The sequence below is a fragment of the Shimwellia pseudoproteus genome (assembly GCF_016415625.1).
Lineage (GTDB): Bacteria > Pseudomonadota > Gammaproteobacteria > Enterobacterales > Enterobacteriaceae > Shimwellia > Shimwellia pseudoproteus.
Genome location: NZ_WBXP01000011.1, coordinates 15616 through 31182 on the forward strand (window position 1 = coordinate 15616; position 15567 = coordinate 31182).

Below are 15567 nucleotides of genomic sequence, written 5' to 3' on the forward strand. Positions count from 1 at the left end.
GCATCGCTCCCCTTTTTCTTTTTTAGGGTGTTTTGCCGGCCAGGCGGGCACCTGCTGCCCCTGCGCTGGCAGCCTGCGTACGATCCCCCATACTTACTGAAGACGGATGCGATGCGCCGCAGCCCGGTGGCGGTCGCCATTCAGGCGCGCAGCGCGCGGAGGTGAAGCGGATGAAATACCAGATTGAGCACTACCCCGGCAGCAGTGTCGCCGGTTTCCATAAAATTGGCCCCTGGGAACGCACGGTAGAAGAGGGGTTTCACCAGTTGGCGGCATGGGTAAAACAACAGGAGATCCACAGCGGCCAGTGGATGGCGATTTATTATGACAACCCCGAGGTGATCCCCCCGGAAAAACGCCGTTGTGATACGGTGATTACGGTGGCGCGTAATTTTGATATCCCGCCCAACAGCGGCGAGGTGATTAAAACCGCCATTGCCGCCGGGGAGTATGCGGTGGCCCGTGCGCGGGTGGATGATGATAATTTTGCCCGGCCCTGGCAGGATTTTTTTGCCAGCCTGCAAGGAGAAGAGACCTGGCAGCCTGCCGGTAAGCCCTGCTTTGAGCACTACCTGAATGACGGCTCAGAAAGCGGGGTCTGGGAGTTTGATATGTATGTTCCTGTCGAACGGCAGTAAGCCCGTTCCCGGTGCGCCTTACAGGTTGTGGGGCGCATTCAGTTATAATATCGCCACGTTATTATTACCTGCGCGCGATAATTTTTTTCATCAGGGGCTGCCGGGTCAGGCGGAAAAAACCTACAATACTCCCTTTTTAACGGAGAGCGGGTGTGCGCCCCGACAAATCACTCAGTCCCTTTGAACTTCGGGTCTACCGCCACTACAAAGTGGTCCACGGCTGCCGTATCGCGCTGGCCTTTGTCCTGACCTTTCTGCTGGTCAGAATGCTGGATGTACCGGAAGGGACCTGGCCGCTTATTACCCTGGTGGTGGTGATGGGGCCTATCTCCTTCTGGGGAAATGTGGTGCCCCGGGCGTTACAGCGCATTGGCGGTACCATTACCGGGGCGGCCATTGGTCTGGTGGCCCTCAAGCTGGAGCTGTGGTCATTACCCCTGATGCTGGCCTGGTGCGCCATTGGCATTTTCTTATGCGGTTATCTTGCCCAGGGCAAGCGGCCCTACCAGGCGTTACTGATCGGTATTACGCTCTCCGTGGTGGCGGGGGCGCCGCCGGGGGATATGGGGACGGCGCTGTGGCGCAGTGGTGATGTGATTTTTGGCTCCCTGCTGGCCATGTTGTTTACCAGTATTTGGCCCCAGCGTGCATTTATCCTCTGGCGGATAAAAATGGCGGCGTTTATTACCGATTTTGACCGTATCCATCACACCGGCTTTTCACCAAACTTGCTGGAGCGCCCGCATCTCGAAAAGTCGCTGAATGCGGTGCTCGGCAATGTTGAGAAGATTCGCACCCTGGTGACCCCCGCCAGCAAAGAAACCCATATCCAGAAAAGTATTTTTGACGGGATCCAGACAGTTGCCCGTAATATGGTGTGCACGCTTGAGCTGCAAATCAACGCGTATTGGGCCTCCCGGGAGAGCCATTTTCTGATGATCAATGCGGTGACCCTGCGGGAAACACAGGTGATGACCCATCATATGCTGGCGGCGGTTCAGCTGGCGCTGCACGATGGCAACCTTAAGGCTATCCAGCACGCCAGCGTACGCCAGGCAGAGATAATTGAAGAGTTACGCCAGTTGATGCAGACCACCAGGGCGGGTGAAATGCATGAAGCACCGATTTATGGTTACGTCTGGCTCAGCCTGGAGCTGGCGCGCCAGCTGGAGTTATTATCACAGCTGGTGAGCCGGGCATTGCGCAAATAATCTGCGTCTGTCACAGGAAAAACGCGTGGTTGTTTCGATTCAGCCACGTTTGAGGTTATGATGGGGGCAGTGAAACGATTGTCACCAGCAACCGCGACCAGTGCCGTTTTACCCTATAGTTACTGGTCAGTCCGTGGTTGTCCTAACGAATCCGAGTATCACATAGCAGGGGTGTAAAAATGGAAAATACTAAGCCTTCTTTTCAGGATGTTCTGGAGTTTGTACGTTTGTTCCGGCGCAAGAACAAGCTGCAGCGTGAAATCCAGGACGTTGAGAAAAAGATCCGTGACAACCAGAAACGTGTTCTGCTGCTGGACAACCTCAGTGATTACATCAAACCTGGTATGACTGCCGAAGCTATCCAGGGCATTATCGCCAGCATGAAAAGCGACTATGAAGATCGCGTGGATGACTACATCATCAAAAATGCTGAACTGTCGAAAGAGCGTCGCGATATCTCTAAAAAATTGAAAGTGATGGGCGAAATGAAAGCGCAGGATCAGGAACCGAAAGCCTGATTCCATCACCCGTTATTGAGGCCGCATACCCGGGTATGCGGCTTTTTTTTGTCTGCTGGTTTTTACGTCGGATGATGGCGGCGTGCTGTGCGTCATCACCCGTCACTAGCGCGCGCCGCCGGGGATCAGGCGCAGCAAATGCTGGCGCGGATAGTGTTCCGTCAGCCCCAGCCGGGGCAGTGCGGCAATGACCTGCTCAACATCATGGTGCGCGCGATCCAGCAACAGCCCCACCACACTACCGCTGTGGGCCACCGCGAGGCCATATAAATCCAGAGCCTCAACCAGCTGGCGCAGGGCGGCAAACCCCGGTTTCGGCAAAATAAGCTGGCTGGCAATGGCGCTGGTGGTCGCCGCCGCCCCCACCAGACGCGGATCATTCTTCAGGCACCCCTGATACAGCAGCCGCCACGCCCGGGCGAGGTCGTCCGCGCCGCGCAGTAACGCCTGTTGGCGATCTTGGCGATGATAATCCGCGGTGATCAACTGCTGCTCGCTCTCCAGCACCAGCACATCCAGGCGCGGTGAGGGTGGGCAGGGGATGGCGCTCTGGCCATGCCGATGATCAAACAGGGTCAGATCGCGAAATAAGGTACTGTCCGTGGGCTCCAGCGCCACACACCAGCGGGCAATTTGCTGCTCACTGGCGGGGTAATCCAGCAGCCGGGTAGTGGCCAGCGCGGTGGCGGCTATATCGGCAGTTGAGCTGGCCATCCCCCGGGCAACGGGGAGGGTGGAGTGCCAGCGGATCGACAACCCGGCGGCATAATGGGCCGGGTAACCCAGCGCCACCACCACCTGGACTAGCATGGCACGCATTAAAGGGCGTTCATTATGGTGGGGTCTCCCCCGGCAGACCGTGACATCACTGAACCAGTCCACCGGGCATGAAACCAGTTTTTCCGAACCGGCGATCAGCCCCTGAATCAGCTCACCACAAGAGCCAGGACAGCGCGCCTGTGCGCTTTGCATGGGTATTCCTTTGACGTTCAGATACGATAGGTTTCCGGCCGGGAGCTGTTTTACTTGCCACGAATGACCGGGAACTTGTTATAGCTCAACAAATATTTAGCCAGGCTTTATAAACTAACGCCCGATAAATCACTTATCACCGGATGCCGGGAAAGGGGTGTAATTCCCCTGCAGCCCCCGCTGCTGTGATGCTGACGAGTCCGCAATAACCACTGATGATACCATCGGGAAGGGCGGATAAGAATGACGCAGAGCCAGAAGACCGATCCTGTGATGCTATGAAAACGACTTCGGTGGGAAGATTGTGGACAGTTCTGCACACAGCCATGACGGCTGGGGTTGCGCACATGCCCGCATTGCCATTTCGCCGGATACCACAGGAACGGCAATGGCCTCCACCCAAAAACATGCATTTGTCCTCGCCGGCACCAGCAGCGGCTGCGGCAAAACTACCCTGACTCTGGGCCTGTTGTGCGCCCTGGCTGCCCGGGGGCTGCGGGTGCAACCCGGCAAAGTGGGGCCTGACTATCTCGACACCGGCTGGCACCAGGCCATTTCCGGGGTTCCCTCCTGTAATCTGGACAGCTTTATGCTGCCGGAGAGCACCCTGAATGCACTGTTTCGCCGCCGCCTGATGCAGGCCGATATTGCGGTCATCGAAGGGGTGATGGGCCTGTATGACGGCTACGGTAGTGATCCGAACTATTGCAGCAGCGCTGCCCTGGCCAAACAGCTGGGGTGCCCGGTGGTGCTGGTGGTTGACGGTAAAGCGGTGTCCACCTCCATTGCCGCCACAGTACTGGGGTTCCAGCAGTTCGACCCGGCACTCACTATTGCGGGCGTCATCGTTAACCGGGTGAACAGCGACACCCATTACCAGTTACTGAAACACGCCATTGAACACTACTGCCGGGTGCCGGTGCTCGGGCGCGTTCCGGTGCAATCCGGGGTGGCGTTACCATCCCGCCACCTCGGGCTGGTGGGCGCCGGGGAACGGGCCGTCGATCTGGCCCCCTGGCGGGCCTTTGGTCAGCAACTGGAACACACCCTGGATATTGACCGGCTACTGGCGATGTCCGCCCTCGATACGCTGCCCGCCGGGCAGATGCCGCCGCTGCCTGCCCCTGGGCTGGCGGATGGCCTCACCCTCGGACTGGCCCAGGATGCGGCGTTCAGTTTCTATTACCCTGACAGCCTGGCACTGCTGGCCGATGCCGGGATAAGCCTGGTCTCGTTCAGCCCACTTCATGACCGCCAGATCCCCGACTGTGACATGCTGTGGTTCGGCGGGGGATACCCTGAACTGCACGCCGACACCCTGAGTGCCAACCAGCCGATGCGCCAGGCGGTGCAAGATGCCCACCGGCGGGGTATTCCGATTTACGGGGAATGCGGTGGCCTGATGTACCTGGGTCAGGGATTAACCGACGCCGACGGCGACTATTTTGCCATGGTCGGGGTGCTGGACGGGGAGAGCCATATGGGGGACCGCCTGACCCGCTTCGGCTACTGCGAAGCCACCGCCCGCCAGGATACGCTGCTGGCTGCGGCCGGAGAGTCTCTGCGCGGCCATGAGTTTCACTATTCTGACTTTACCACCCCATTGCCCCCGCAGTTTGACTGCCTGAAAACCCGGGACGGCAGTATCCAGCGCCGCTGGCAGGGCGGCTGGCAAGTGGGCAATACCCTCGGCAGTTATTTGCACCTGCATTTTGCCCAACGGCCGGCGATGCTCAATGGCTGGCTGCGCGCCGCAAGGAGCCATCGGTGAGTGTCGTAGACGGGATGACTGTGGGCGGGATTATCCTCGGCTGGATCGCGGCGTGGATCCTTGATGCGTTCATCGGGGACCCGCAGCACTGGCCGCACCCGGTGCGCTGGATTGGCACAATGATCACCCGCATGCAGAGCCAGATTCGCGCCTATTGCCATACCCCGGAGTCACTGCGCTGGGGGGCGGGCTGTTATGGATAACGGTGGTGGGGATCACCTGGCTGGCGGCGGCCACGCTGCTGCGGGTGGCGTTTTATATTCACCCGCTGCTGGGCTGGATTATTGAAATCTGGATGATTTTTACCACCCTGGCCGGGCGCTGCCTCGGGGATGCGGCCCGGGAGGTCGAACGGGCGTTGCGCCGTGGTTCGCTGGAAGAGAGCCGTAAAAAGCTCTCCTGGATTGTGGGCCGCGATACCTCAACCCTGACGCCGCCGCAAATTACCCGGGCGGTGGTTGAAACCGTGGCGGAAAACACCGTCGACGGGGTGATTGCCCCGCTGTTTTTCCTGTTGCTTGGCGGCGCACCGCTGGCGATGGCTTACAAAGCGGTCAACACCCTGGATTCGATGGTCGGGTATAAGAACCCGAAATACCGCGATATCGGCATGGTTTCCGCCCGCATGGACGACATCGCCAATCTGATCCCCGCCCGGCTGAGCTGGATGCTGCTCAGCGTTGCTGCGGGCCTGAGCGGCATGAACATGCGCCGGGCCCTGACCCTTGGCTGGCGGGATCGCTACCGGCACAGTAGCCCCAATTGCGCCTGGTCCGAAGCCACCGTCGCCGGGGCCCTCGGTATCCAGTTGGGGGGGCCGAATAACTATTTTGGTGAACGTGTCGAGAAACCCTGGATGGGGGATGCCCTGCGGGACATTGAGATTGACGACATTCCACGCGCCATCCGTTTAATGATGCTCTCCAGCCTGCTGGCACTGCTGCTGTTTGCCGCCTGCCGCCTGCTGATGGGATAACCAGGAAAAACAATGAACTATATACAACAACCCCAGGCCATCGAAAGCCAAAGCTTCCAGATTATTGGCGATATTATTGCCCGGGAACGGCCGGATTACCGGTTTGCCAGCCCGCTGCATGAGGCGGTGATCAAGCGGGTTATCCACACCACGGCGGACTTCGACTGGCTGGACATTTTATGGTTCTCCGATCAGGCCCTGGTCCGGCTGCAGGCGGCATTACGCGGCGGTTGCACCCTGTACACCGATACCACCATGGCGCTGTCAGGCATCAACAAAAACCGGCTGGCGGAGTGGGGCAGCGAGTGCCGTTGCTTTATCAGCGATCCACGGGTGGTGGCCGCGGCGAAGCAACAGGGGATCACCCGCTCTATGGCGGCGGTGGACCTCGCGCTGGCCCAGCCGGGCAAAAAACTGTTTGTGTTCGGTAATGCCCCCACGGCGCTATTTCGCCTGCTGGAGAAACAGGGCGATGCCGAAGGGGTGATCGGCGTGCCGGTGGGGTTTGTCGGCGCCGCCGAGTCAAAACAGGCGCTTATCGACAGCGGCCGCACGGGTCTGGCGGCCCGGGGCCGTAAAGGGGGCAGCAATGTGGCGGCCGCCATTGTCAATGCGCTGCTCTATTTCACCGGGGAGGCGTAATGCACCGCGCCCCGGAGACGGACACAGTCTGGCATAACGGGAAAGCTCTGCGCAAAGGCTACACCACGGGCTCCTGTGCGACCGCCGCCGCCAAAGTGGCGGCGCTGATGGTATTGCGCCAGCACCTGATCCACCAGGTTTCCATCACCACCCCGTCTGGGGTGGTGCTTAATCTGAATGTCGAGCTGGCCCATATCGAAGGGCACCAGGCGGTTGCCGGGATCCGTAAAGACGGCGGTGACGATGTAGACGCGACCCACGGGATGCTGATTTTTGCCCGGGTCACCCTCAACGACAGCGGCACCATCCAGCTGCTGGGCGGTGTCGGGGTCGGGAAGGTCACCCGCAACGGGGTGGGGCTGCCGCTGGGCGCCCCGGCTATCAACCGCACCCCGCGCCAGACCATTGAAGCCGCGGTGCGTGAGGCCATCGGCCCGGCCCGGGGGGCAGAGGTAGAAATCTTCGCCCCGGAAGGGGAAGAACGGGCGAAAAAAACCTACAACGCCCGGCTGGGGATCCTCGGCGGGATTTCGATTATCGGTACCACCGGCATTGTGACGCCGATGTCGGAAGAGAGCTGGAAGCGCTCCCTGGCCCTCGAGCTGGAAGTTAAACACGCCGCCGGTCTGGCGCGGGTGATCCTCGCGCCGGGAAACCACGCTGAGCGGTTTGTTCGCGATCAGCTGCAACTGGACGGCGACACCGTGGTCACCATGAGCAATTTTGTCGGTTACATGATTCAGGAGGCGGTGCGCCTCGGGTTCAGCCAGATTGTGCTGCTTGGTCATCCCGGCAAGCTGATTAAGATAGCCGCCGGGATCTTCCATACCCACAGCCATATCGCTGACGGGCGTATGGAAACCCTGGTGGCCCATCTGGCGCTGATGGGGGCCCCTCACGATGTGCTGCTGGCGGTCAGCGAATGCGACACCACCGAGGCGGCGATGACGCTGATTGACGAAGCCGGATTGCGGGATATCTGGCCGCTGCTGGCCCGGCGGATCTGCCAGCGGGTGGAAGAGACTCTGCGCTATACCCGCAACCCGCCGCGCTGCGATGCGGTGATGTTTGCCTTTGATAATCAAGTGCTGGGCAGCAACCGCCCGCTGGCGGATATCTTCGCCGGGTGGCCCAGATGTTAACCGTGGTCGGCATCGGGCCCGGCCACAGCAGCCTGCTCACCCTGGCCGCCCGGGACGCTATCGACCAGGCGGCGATCCTCGTCGGGGGTAAACGCCATCTTGGGCTTTACGCCCGGCCCGGGGTTGAGGCGCGGGTGCTGGATGCTGACCTTGACGGGCTGATGGCCTGGCTGGCGGCACGCCAGCACCAGTCCGTGGTGATCCTCGCCTCCGGGGACCCGCTGTTATACGGCATTGGTAACCGGCTGGTGGCGCATTTTGGCCTACGGGACGTGGCGGTGATCCCCGGGATCAGCGCTATCCAGTACCTGTGCGCCCGGGCGGGGATTGCGCTCAATGATACCTACATCACCAGCAGCCACGGGCGGGCACCGGATTTTGACCAGTTACTGGCCTATCCCAAAGTGGCGATGGTCACGGACAGCGTCATCGGCCCTTATCAGATAGCCCAGGCTATTCTGTGCCGCGGGCTGCGCCGTACCCTGGTGATTGGTGAAGCCCTCTCTTCCGGTGAGGAGTGTATTCACCGCCTGGCCCCGGAACAGGTCGCCCAACACTATGCAATGAATGTGGTGGTAATACTGAATGAAGGATGAGCTTTTTTTGCGCGGCCAGCAGGTCCCGATGACCAAAGAAGCGGTGCGGGTGCTGGCACTGTCCCGGCTGGCGCTGGCCAACGCCGGCACCCTGATTGATGTCGGGGCCGGTACCGGCAGTGTCTCCCTGGAGGCGGCGCTGCACTACCCCGGATTACGGGTGACGGCCATTGAACGTAAGCCTGAGGCCCTGGCCCTGATGGCGGAGAACTGCCGCCATTTTGGCTGTGAATCGATAACCCTGATCCCCGGGGAGGCACCGCTCCCCCTCGACAGTACGGCGGACGCGATATTTATCGGCGGCAGCGGGGGCCAGCTGGCACCGCTGATCGACTGGGCGTTGGCCCACCTTAACTCCGGAGGCCGCCTGGTGATGACCTTTATCCTGGTTGAGAACCTCCACCAGGCACTGGCCCGGTTGCAACACAGCCCGGTGAGCGAGCTGGACTGCCAGCAGATCCAGCAATCGGCGCTGACCCGGCTGGGCAGCGGGCACTATTTCAAACCCCAGAACCCTGTTTATTTACTGTCCTGCACCCGGGAGGCTGCCCATGACTAATGCTATCGAACGCCACTGTGTCTGGTTTGTGGGGGCCGGGCCCGGCGACAGTGAACTGATCACCGTCAAAGGGCTGCGCTTACTGCAACAGGCGGATGTGGTTATCTATGCCGGTTCGCTGATCAACCCGGCGTTACTGGACTACTGCCCGGCCACCACGGCATGCCACGACAGCGCCGGGCTGCATTTACAGCAGATTATCGATCTGATGCGCGAAGGCATCGCCGCCGGTAAGCGGGTGGTCCGGCTGCAAACCGGCGATCTCTCCCTTTATGGCTCCATCCGCGAGCAGGGAGAAGCCCTGAATCAGCTGAATATTCCCTGGCAGGTGGTACCCGGGGTGAGCGCATTCCAGGGGGCGGCAGCGCAACTGGGGCTGGAGTACACCGTGCCGGAAGTCGCCCAGAGCCTGATTATCACCCGCCTGGAAGGGCGCACGCCGATGCCGCCCCTGGAGTCACTAGCCAGCTTTGCTGCCCACCAGACCTCAATGGCGATTTACCTCTCGGTGCAGCGTATCCACCGGGTGACAGAGCAATTGATAGCCGGAGGGTATCCGTCAGAGACCCCGGTGGCAGTGGTTTATAAAGCCACCTGGCCGGAAAGCCAGACCGTGCGCGGCACTCTGGCAGATATCAGCGAACAGGTCCGGGCGGCAGATATCCGCAAAACGGCGCTGATCCTGGTGGGGGCCTGCCTGGGCGACGAGTATCACAACTCAAAACTTTACGATGCGGCATTTAGCCATGAATACCGCAAAGCCTGAGCCCCTGGCGCTGTTTTGCCTGACTCCGGGCGGGGTGGCACTGGCCCGGCGGCTACAGCCCCACCTGGCCCTCGACTGTTTCACCAGCCCGGCCCTGGCCGGGCCGGGGGTTGCCGGGTTTGACGGCGGTTTTATGCACCATGTGCGCCAGGCGTTTCGCCGCTACCCGGCGCTGATCATTATTGGTGCCACCGGGGTGGCGGTACGCGCCATCGCCCCGGTCGTGCAGGACAAACTCAGCGATCCGGCGGTAGTGGTGATGGATGAAGCCGGGCAGTTTGTGATTAGCCTGCTCTCCGGCCATATGGGCGGGGCGAATGCGCTCACCCGTACCCTTGCCAGCCTGCTGGGGGCCAGCCCGGTTATCACCACCGCCACGGATGTTAACCAGTTCGGGGCGCTGGATTTGCTGGCTAAGCAACTGGACGCCCGGGCGGATAACTTCCGCCAGGCGGTGAAAACCATTAACCAGGGGCTGGTCAGTGGCCAGCGTATCGGGCTGTGGTGGGATAGCGCCAGCCTTGGCCCGCAGCCGGAGCTCGATACCCGTGGTTTTGTGCCGGTGGCGGATATCCAGGCCCCCGGCGAGCTTGACCATCTGGTGTGCCTGACCCTGGCAGCGCAGTTGCCCGCCGGGGATATCCCGCAGGTGAAACTGGTCCCGCGACGCATCGTGGCCGGTATCGGCTGCCGGCGGGATACCGCGCCGGAGAAGGTCGCGGCGCTGTTACACCAGCAACTGGCGGCCAGTGGGGTCGATCCCCTCGGGCTGGCCGCCATTGGCAGTATCGACCTGAAAAAAGACGAACCGGCGCTGATTGCGCTGGCGGCCCAGTTTCAGGTGCCGTTTTACACCTTCAGCGCGGCAGTATTGCAGCGCTGGGAATCCCGGGTGCCCTGTTCGCCGTTTGTGCGCCAGGTAACCGGGGTGGGGAATGTTTCCCAAACCGTGGTCTGGCAATTGTGCCAGACCTCTTCTGATGACGCCTGCCCGGACAGGTTGTTACCCGGTGAACCGCTGCGTGAGCAGGGGGTTACCATTGCATTAGGCAAGCTGCCTGGAGTGGAAAACAGATGTTAAGTGTGATTGGAATCGGCCCTGGGGCCATGGCAACCATGACCCAGGAAGCTATCGAAGCCCTCGAACAGGCTGACATTATTGTCGGCTACAAAACGTACACCCACCTGGTGAAAGGGCTGACCGGCGATAAACAAGTAATAAAAACCGGCATGTGCAAAGAGATCGAACGCTGCCAGACGGCGCTCGACTTGGCCGCTGAAGGCCACAATGTGGCGCTGATCAGTAGCGGTGATGCGGGGATCTACGGCATGGCCGGGCTGGTGCTGGAGCTGGTGAGCCAGCAATCCCGGGAGGTTGACGTCCGGCTGATCCCGGGGATGACCGCCAGTATTGCCGCCGCGGCGCTGCTGGGCGCCCCGCTGATGCATGATTTTTGCCATATCAGCCTCAGTGATTTGCTGACCCCCTGGCCGGTGATTGAAAAACGGATCATCGCCGCCGGGCAGGCCGATTTTGTTATCTGTTTTTATAACCCGCGCAGCCGCGGCCGTGAAGGGCACCTCGCCCGGGCGTTCGAACTGCTTAAAGGGATAAAAGATCCGGCCACCCCGGTGGGGGTGGTGAAGGCCGCCGGGCGTAAAAAGCAGGAAAAATGGCTGACCACCCTCGGTGATATGGATTTTGAACCGGTGGACATGACCAGCTTAGTGATTGTCGGTAACCAGACCACTTACGTACGTGACGGCCTGATGATCACCCCCCGGGGTTACAAACTGTGACCCACGGCGAGTTACTGCTGGTGGGCGGTACCAGTGATGCCCGGGAACTGTGCCTGATGCTTGATAAGGCCGGGTTCCATTACACCCTGTCAGTGGCCAGCGAGGTGGGGCGCCAGCTGGCGGGGCCCATTCGCGGCGCCATTCGCGTGGGTAAGCTGGATGCCAGCGGGCTGGAAAACTGGCTGCGCACCAGCGGCACCCGCTGGGTGATTGATGCCTCACACCCCTATGCCGAGCTGGTCAGCGCCAATCTGGTGGCGGCCTGCGGGGCGCTGGAGATTCCCCTGTACCGCTGGCAGCGGCCGGGGCTTATCGATGCCATTGACCATCCGCTGTTACACCGGGTGGCCACCCTGGCGCAGGCGTGCGCCCTGACGGCGCCTCTCGGGCCCCGGGTGCTGCTGACCACCGGCAGTAAAGATCTGGCCCGCTGGCAGGCCGGGTTACCGGATAAAACGCTACTGGCCCGGGTATTACCCACCGCCAGTGTGCTGGCCCAGTGTGAAGCCCTCGGCTTCGGGGTGGGGCAGATTTTTGCCCTCTGCCCGCCGTTCAGTGAGGCGTTCAATCTGGCGTTTTACCGCCACTGCGCCCCGGACGTGATTATCACCAAAGAATCCGGCAAAGAAGGGGGCTTTATGGAAAAAGTGCGCCCCTGCCTGGATCTGAATATTCCCTGCATTGTGCTGACCCGTCCGGCCTGCACCGTGCCGGAAGACCACATTATGACTACTTACGGCGATTTCGCCGACTGTCTGGCAACCCTGCGGTTGCCAAGGAGCGACCGATGAAAAAGGCCCTGCTGGTTATCAGTTTTGGCACCAGTTATGCGGACACCCGCGAAAAAAATATTACCGCCTGTGAACAGGCGCTGGCGGCCAGTTGCCCGGACCGCGACCTGTTCCGGGCATTTACCTCGGGGATGATTATTCGCAAGCTGAAACAGCGGGATAACATCACCATTGATAACCCCCGGGAGGCGCTGGCGCGTCTGGTGGCGCAGGGGTATCAGGATGTGGCGGTGCAGTCCCTGCATATCATCAACGGCGACGAGTATGAAAAAGTCGCCCGGGAAGTGCAATCGATGCAGGGGCACTTTCAGCGCCTGACCCTCGGCACGCCGCTGGTGAGCAGCTTTGCCGATTACGATGCGCTACTGGCGGCATTACAGCAACAATCCCCGCAGCTGGGGCCGGACGAGCGCCTGGTCTTTATGGGCCACGGCGCCAGCCACCCGGCTTTTGCCGCTTACGCCTGCCTTGATCATATGATGACCAGCCGCCGCCTGCCGATGCGGGTAGGGGCGGTGGAAAGCTACCCGGAAATTGATCTGCTGGTGGCGGATCTGGCCGGCCAGGGGATTAAAAAAGTGCACCTGATGCCGCTGATGCTGGTGGCCGGGGATCACGCCATTAACGATATGGCGTCGGACGATGACGACGCCTGGAAGATGCGCTTTATAGCTGCCGGGATCCCGGCACAGCCCTGGTTGCAGGGGCTGGGGGAGAACCCGGCTATCCGCGCCATTTTTGTTGACCATTTACAGCAGGCGCTGAATCACCCGGGGCAGGAGGCAGCATGAGCGGGCGTTTGTATGCGTTAGGAATTGGGCCCGGGGCCAGTGATTTAGTCACCGTGCGCGCCGCCCGGCTGCTGGGCAAACTGGATGTGCTGTTTGCCCCGGCAGGCCGTAAAGGCGGTGACAGCCTGGCGCTGTCTATTGTGCGGGAATACCTTGGGGCGGATACCGAGATCCGCTGCTGTCACTTTCCGATGAGCGCCGACAGCGCAGAAAAGCAGCAGGCCTGGGATGATGTCAGCGCCCAGATGCGCCAGCAGGTGATGGCCGGGAAACAGGTCGGGTTTATCACCCTGGGTGATGCGATGTTGTTCAGCACCTGGGTGTTTTTGCTGGCCCGGCTGGGCCGCCCGGACTGGCTGGAAATTGTCCCCGGGGTGACCTCATTTGCCGCCATTGCCGCCCGTAGCGCCATGCCGTTATGTATGGAGCAGCAGTCCCTGGCGGTGATCTCCTGCACGTCCGGGCCGGAGGCGATTGCCCGGGCGTTGCGGGAGCACGAGTGTGTGGTGTTGATGAAAGTTTATGGCCGCTTCGCCGCAGTAAAAGCGCAGCTTGAGGCGCAGGGCCTGCTGGCCCATGCGGTCATGATGGCCGAGGCCACCCTCCCCGGTGAGCAGTGCTGGCGCGATCTTGCCAGCCTGGCGGACGACACGGCGTTGCCGTATTTCTCAACCATTGTGGTCAATAAATCCTGGAGTGCGACGGCATGAAAACACGCGATCAAGTGCGCTATTTAGCGGTCTCTGCCGGGGTACCCACCCTGGTATTACTGGCGGTGCCTGACGAGGCCTGGGCGATGCACATTATGGAAGGCTTCTTGCCGCCGCTTCATGCCCTGGTGTGGTGGCTGCTGTTCCTGCCGTGCCTGTGGTTTGGGCTGGTGCGGCTGCGCCAGATTGTCAGCCAGGACAGTAACCAAAAGGTACTGCTGGCCCTGTGCGGGGCCTTTATTTTTGTGCTGTCGGCCCTGAAAATCCCGTCGGTTACCGGCAGTTGCTCCCACCCGACCGGTGTTGGTCTGGCGGTTATCCTGTTTGGGCCTGGGGTTGTGGCGGTGCTGGGGGCCATTGTGTTGTTGTTCCAGGCCCTGTTGCTGGCCCACGGTGGCTTAACCACCCTCGGGGCGAACGGTATGTCGATGGCGGTTATCGGGCCGCTGGTGGGGTATCTGGTCTGGAAGCTGGCGATCAACGCGGGCCTGCGCCGGGATGTGGCGGTGTTCTTGTGTGCCGCCCTGGCGGACCTGATGACCTATTTTGTCACCTCGGTACAACTGGGGGTGGCCTTCCCGGATCCCCACAGCGGGATGACGGGCTCCATTGTTAAGTTTATGGGGATTTTCTGTCTGACCCAGGTGCCGATTGCCATTGCCGAAGGGCTGCTGACGGTACTGATTTACGATCAACTGGGTAAACGTAATCTGGTTAACGCTCAGGGAGTGCGGTGATGAAAAAGACGGTTCTGTTGTTGTCTCTGGTGGTGGCGCTGATGATCCTGCCCTTTTTTATCAGCCACGGCGGGGAGTATGGCGGCTCTGACGATCAGGCCGAAGGGCAGATCCTCGCCATCGATCCCCATTACAAACCCTGGTTTGCGCCGCTGTATGAGCCTGCCAGCGGGGAGATCGAAAGCCTGCTATTTACCCTGCAGGGCTCCCTGGGAACGGCGGTGATTTTTTATATCCTCGGTTACTACCGGGGACGGCGCGGCGACCATGCTGGCGATTGATAAAATCAGCGGCCGCAGCCGCTGGCGCCACCGGGATCCGCGTATCAAGCTGTTGTGCTGGATAGTGCTGATGACCCTCGCCATGAGCCTGCCCCCGGTGGGGCAGGCGGCGCTGATAGTGGTGATCGCCGCCCTGAGCTGTTGGATGCTGCGGGTCTCCCCGGGGCGCTGGCTGCGCTGGATTGCCATCCCGGCCGGTTTTTTGCTGGTCAGCACGTTAACCATTCTGTTCAGTATTAGCCGGGACCCTCAGGGGATGCTGTGGTCCACCACCCTGGGGGGCGTGCATATTGGCATTCTGCCTGCCGGGCTGGAGATGGCCAACCATACGCTGTGGCGTAGCCTGGCGGCGATTTCCGCCACCTTCTGGCTGGTGCTCAATTTGCCGTTCGTGCAGTTGATCCAGCTGTTACAGCGTTGCCGGGTGCCGGTACTGTTAATTGAACAGATCCTGCTGACCTGGCGGTTTATCTTTATTCTGCTTGATGAGGTGCAGGCTATCCATCAGGCCCAGACGTTACGCTTTGGCTATCGCACCCTGCCGGGCAGTTATCGCTCCCTGGCCATGCTGGTGGGGATGCTGTTCTCCCGGGTGATGGTGCGCTATCAGCAGATGGTCACCGCCCTGGACGTCAAGCTGTACCAGGGTGATTTTCACCTCTAAGG

The 15567-nt window shown here is 60.8% G+C and carries 18 protein-coding genes, 1 pseudogene and 1 riboswitch; of the genes and pseudogenes, 18 read left to right on the top strand and 1 reads right to left on the bottom strand.

The window, feature by feature from the left end:
- Window positions 1-170 precede the first annotated feature (170 nt).
- The 3 genes from sbmC (at window position 171) to F9C28_RS06895 (ending at window position 2367) form a co-directional block, all read left to right on the top strand.
- Window positions 171-638 (top strand): DNA gyrase inhibitor SbmC, encoded by a 468-nt coding sequence (gene sbmC, locus F9C28_RS06885; RefSeq protein WP_199014502.1) that lies wholly within the window; start codon window positions 171-173, stop codon window positions 636-638.
- A 152-nt stretch (window positions 639-790) separates the two neighbouring features.
- The gene (locus tag F9C28_RS06890; protein ID WP_199014503.1) at window positions 791-1849 is read left to right on the top strand and encodes an FUSC family protein; all 1059 of its coding nucleotides are present in this window, start codon (window positions 791-793) and stop codon (window positions 1847-1849) included.
- A 179-nt stretch (window positions 1850-2028) separates the two neighbouring features.
- Window positions 2029-2367 (top strand): DUF496 family protein, encoded by a 339-nt coding sequence (locus F9C28_RS06895; protein ID WP_199014504.1) that lies wholly within the window; start codon window positions 2029-2031, stop codon window positions 2365-2367.
- Between the two features lie 105 nt (window positions 2368-2472).
- Here the strand turns inward: F9C28_RS06895 and F9C28_RS06900 are convergent, their stop codons facing one another.
- Window positions 2473-3339, bottom strand: coding sequence for a GHMP family kinase ATP-binding protein (locus tag F9C28_RS06900; RefSeq protein ID WP_199014505.1), 867 nt, complete (start codon window positions 3337-3339; stop codon window positions 2473-2475).
- Window positions 3340-3463: 124 nt separating this feature from the next.
- A riboswitch (cobalamin riboswitch) is annotated at window positions 3464-3624 on the top strand.
- 103 nt (window positions 3625-3727) lie between these two features.
- Here F9C28_RS06900 and F9C28_RS06905 point away from each other — a divergent pair.
- The 15 genes and pseudogenes from F9C28_RS06905 to F9C28_RS06975 all read left to right on the top strand — a co-directional run bounded on the left by F9C28_RS06905 (window position 3728) and on the right by F9C28_RS06975 (window position 15565).
- Window positions 3728-5110 (top strand): cobyrinate a,c-diamide synthase, encoded by a 1383-nt coding sequence (locus F9C28_RS06905; RefSeq protein WP_199014575.1) that lies wholly within the window; start codon window positions 3728-3730, stop codon window positions 5108-5110.
- A 14-nt stretch (window positions 5111-5124) separates the two neighbouring features.
- Window positions 5125-6086 (top strand): annotated as a pseudogene (gene cbiB / locus F9C28_RS06910) (adenosylcobinamide-phosphate synthase CbiB).
- A gap of 12 nt (window positions 6087-6098) precedes the next feature.
- Window positions 6099-6728, top strand: coding sequence for a cobalt-precorrin-8 methylmutase (locus F9C28_RS06915; RefSeq protein WP_199014506.1), 630 nt, complete (start codon window positions 6099-6101; stop codon window positions 6726-6728).
- Window positions 6728-7870, top strand: coding sequence for a cobalt-precorrin-5B (C(1))-methyltransferase CbiD (cbiD, locus tag F9C28_RS06920; RefSeq protein ID WP_199014507.1), 1143 nt, complete (start codon window positions 6728-6730; stop codon window positions 7868-7870). The genes F9C28_RS06915 and cbiD overlap by 1 nt, the downstream gene beginning before the upstream one ends.
- Window positions 7864-8466: a cobalt-precorrin-7 (C(5))-methyltransferase gene (locus F9C28_RS06925; RefSeq protein WP_199014508.1), complete on the top strand. Its 603-nt coding sequence runs from the start codon at window positions 7864-7866 to the stop codon at window positions 8464-8466. Before cbiD ends, F9C28_RS06925 begins: the two co-directional genes overlap by 7 nt.
- A complete protein-coding gene (locus F9C28_RS06930) occupies window positions 8456-9025 on the top strand; it encodes a decarboxylating cobalt-precorrin-6B (C(15))-methyltransferase (protein WP_199014509.1) in 570 nt (189 codons plus the stop codon). The genes F9C28_RS06925 and F9C28_RS06930 overlap by 11 nt, the downstream gene beginning before the upstream one ends.
- Entirely contained in the window at window positions 9018-9791 is a 774-nt protein-coding gene (locus tag F9C28_RS06935; protein ID WP_199014510.1) for a cobalt-precorrin-4 methyltransferase, read from the top strand. The genes F9C28_RS06930 and F9C28_RS06935 overlap by 8 nt, the downstream gene beginning before the upstream one ends.
- Entirely contained in the window at window positions 9772-10872 is a 1101-nt protein-coding gene (locus F9C28_RS06940; protein ID WP_199014511.1) for a cobalt-precorrin 5A hydrolase, read from the top strand. Before F9C28_RS06935 ends, F9C28_RS06940 begins: the two co-directional genes overlap by 20 nt.
- Window positions 10866-11591: a precorrin-3B C(17)-methyltransferase gene (locus F9C28_RS06945; protein ID WP_199014512.1), complete on the top strand. Its 726-nt coding sequence runs from the start codon at window positions 10866-10868 to the stop codon at window positions 11589-11591. Before F9C28_RS06940 ends, F9C28_RS06945 begins: the two co-directional genes overlap by 7 nt.
- Complete coding sequence (locus tag F9C28_RS06950; RefSeq protein ID WP_199014513.1) at window positions 11588-12382, top strand: cobalt-precorrin-6A reductase; 795 nt, start codon at window positions 11588-11590, stop codon at window positions 12380-12382. The genes F9C28_RS06945 and F9C28_RS06950 overlap by 4 nt, the downstream gene beginning before the upstream one ends.
- The gene (gene cbiK, locus F9C28_RS06955) at window positions 12379-13173 is read left to right on the top strand and encodes a sirohydrochlorin cobaltochelatase (protein ID WP_199014514.1); all 795 of its coding nucleotides are present in this window, start codon (window positions 12379-12381) and stop codon (window positions 13171-13173) included. The genes F9C28_RS06950 and cbiK overlap by 4 nt, the downstream gene beginning before the upstream one ends.
- A complete protein-coding gene (locus F9C28_RS06960; RefSeq protein ID WP_199014515.1) occupies window positions 13170-13883 on the top strand; it encodes a cobalt-factor II C(20)-methyltransferase in 714 nt (237 codons plus the stop codon). The genes cbiK and F9C28_RS06960 overlap by 4 nt, the downstream gene beginning before the upstream one ends.
- The gene (gene cbiM, locus F9C28_RS06965; RefSeq protein ID WP_199014516.1) at window positions 13880-14620 is read left to right on the top strand and encodes a cobalt ECF transporter S component CbiM; all 741 of its coding nucleotides are present in this window, start codon (window positions 13880-13882) and stop codon (window positions 14618-14620) included. Before F9C28_RS06960 ends, cbiM begins: the two co-directional genes overlap by 4 nt.
- Complete coding sequence (locus F9C28_RS06970) at window positions 14620-14901, top strand: energy-coupling factor ABC transporter substrate-binding protein (protein ID WP_199014517.1); 282 nt, start codon at window positions 14620-14622, stop codon at window positions 14899-14901. The genes cbiM and F9C28_RS06970 overlap by 1 nt, the downstream gene beginning before the upstream one ends.
- The gene (locus F9C28_RS06975; RefSeq protein ID WP_199014518.1) at window positions 14888-15565 is read left to right on the top strand and encodes an energy-coupling factor ABC transporter transmembrane protein; all 678 of its coding nucleotides are present in this window, start codon (window positions 14888-14890) and stop codon (window positions 15563-15565) included. The genes F9C28_RS06970 and F9C28_RS06975 overlap by 14 nt, the downstream gene beginning before the upstream one ends.
- The last annotated feature ends 2 nt before the right edge of the window (window positions 15566-15567 follow it).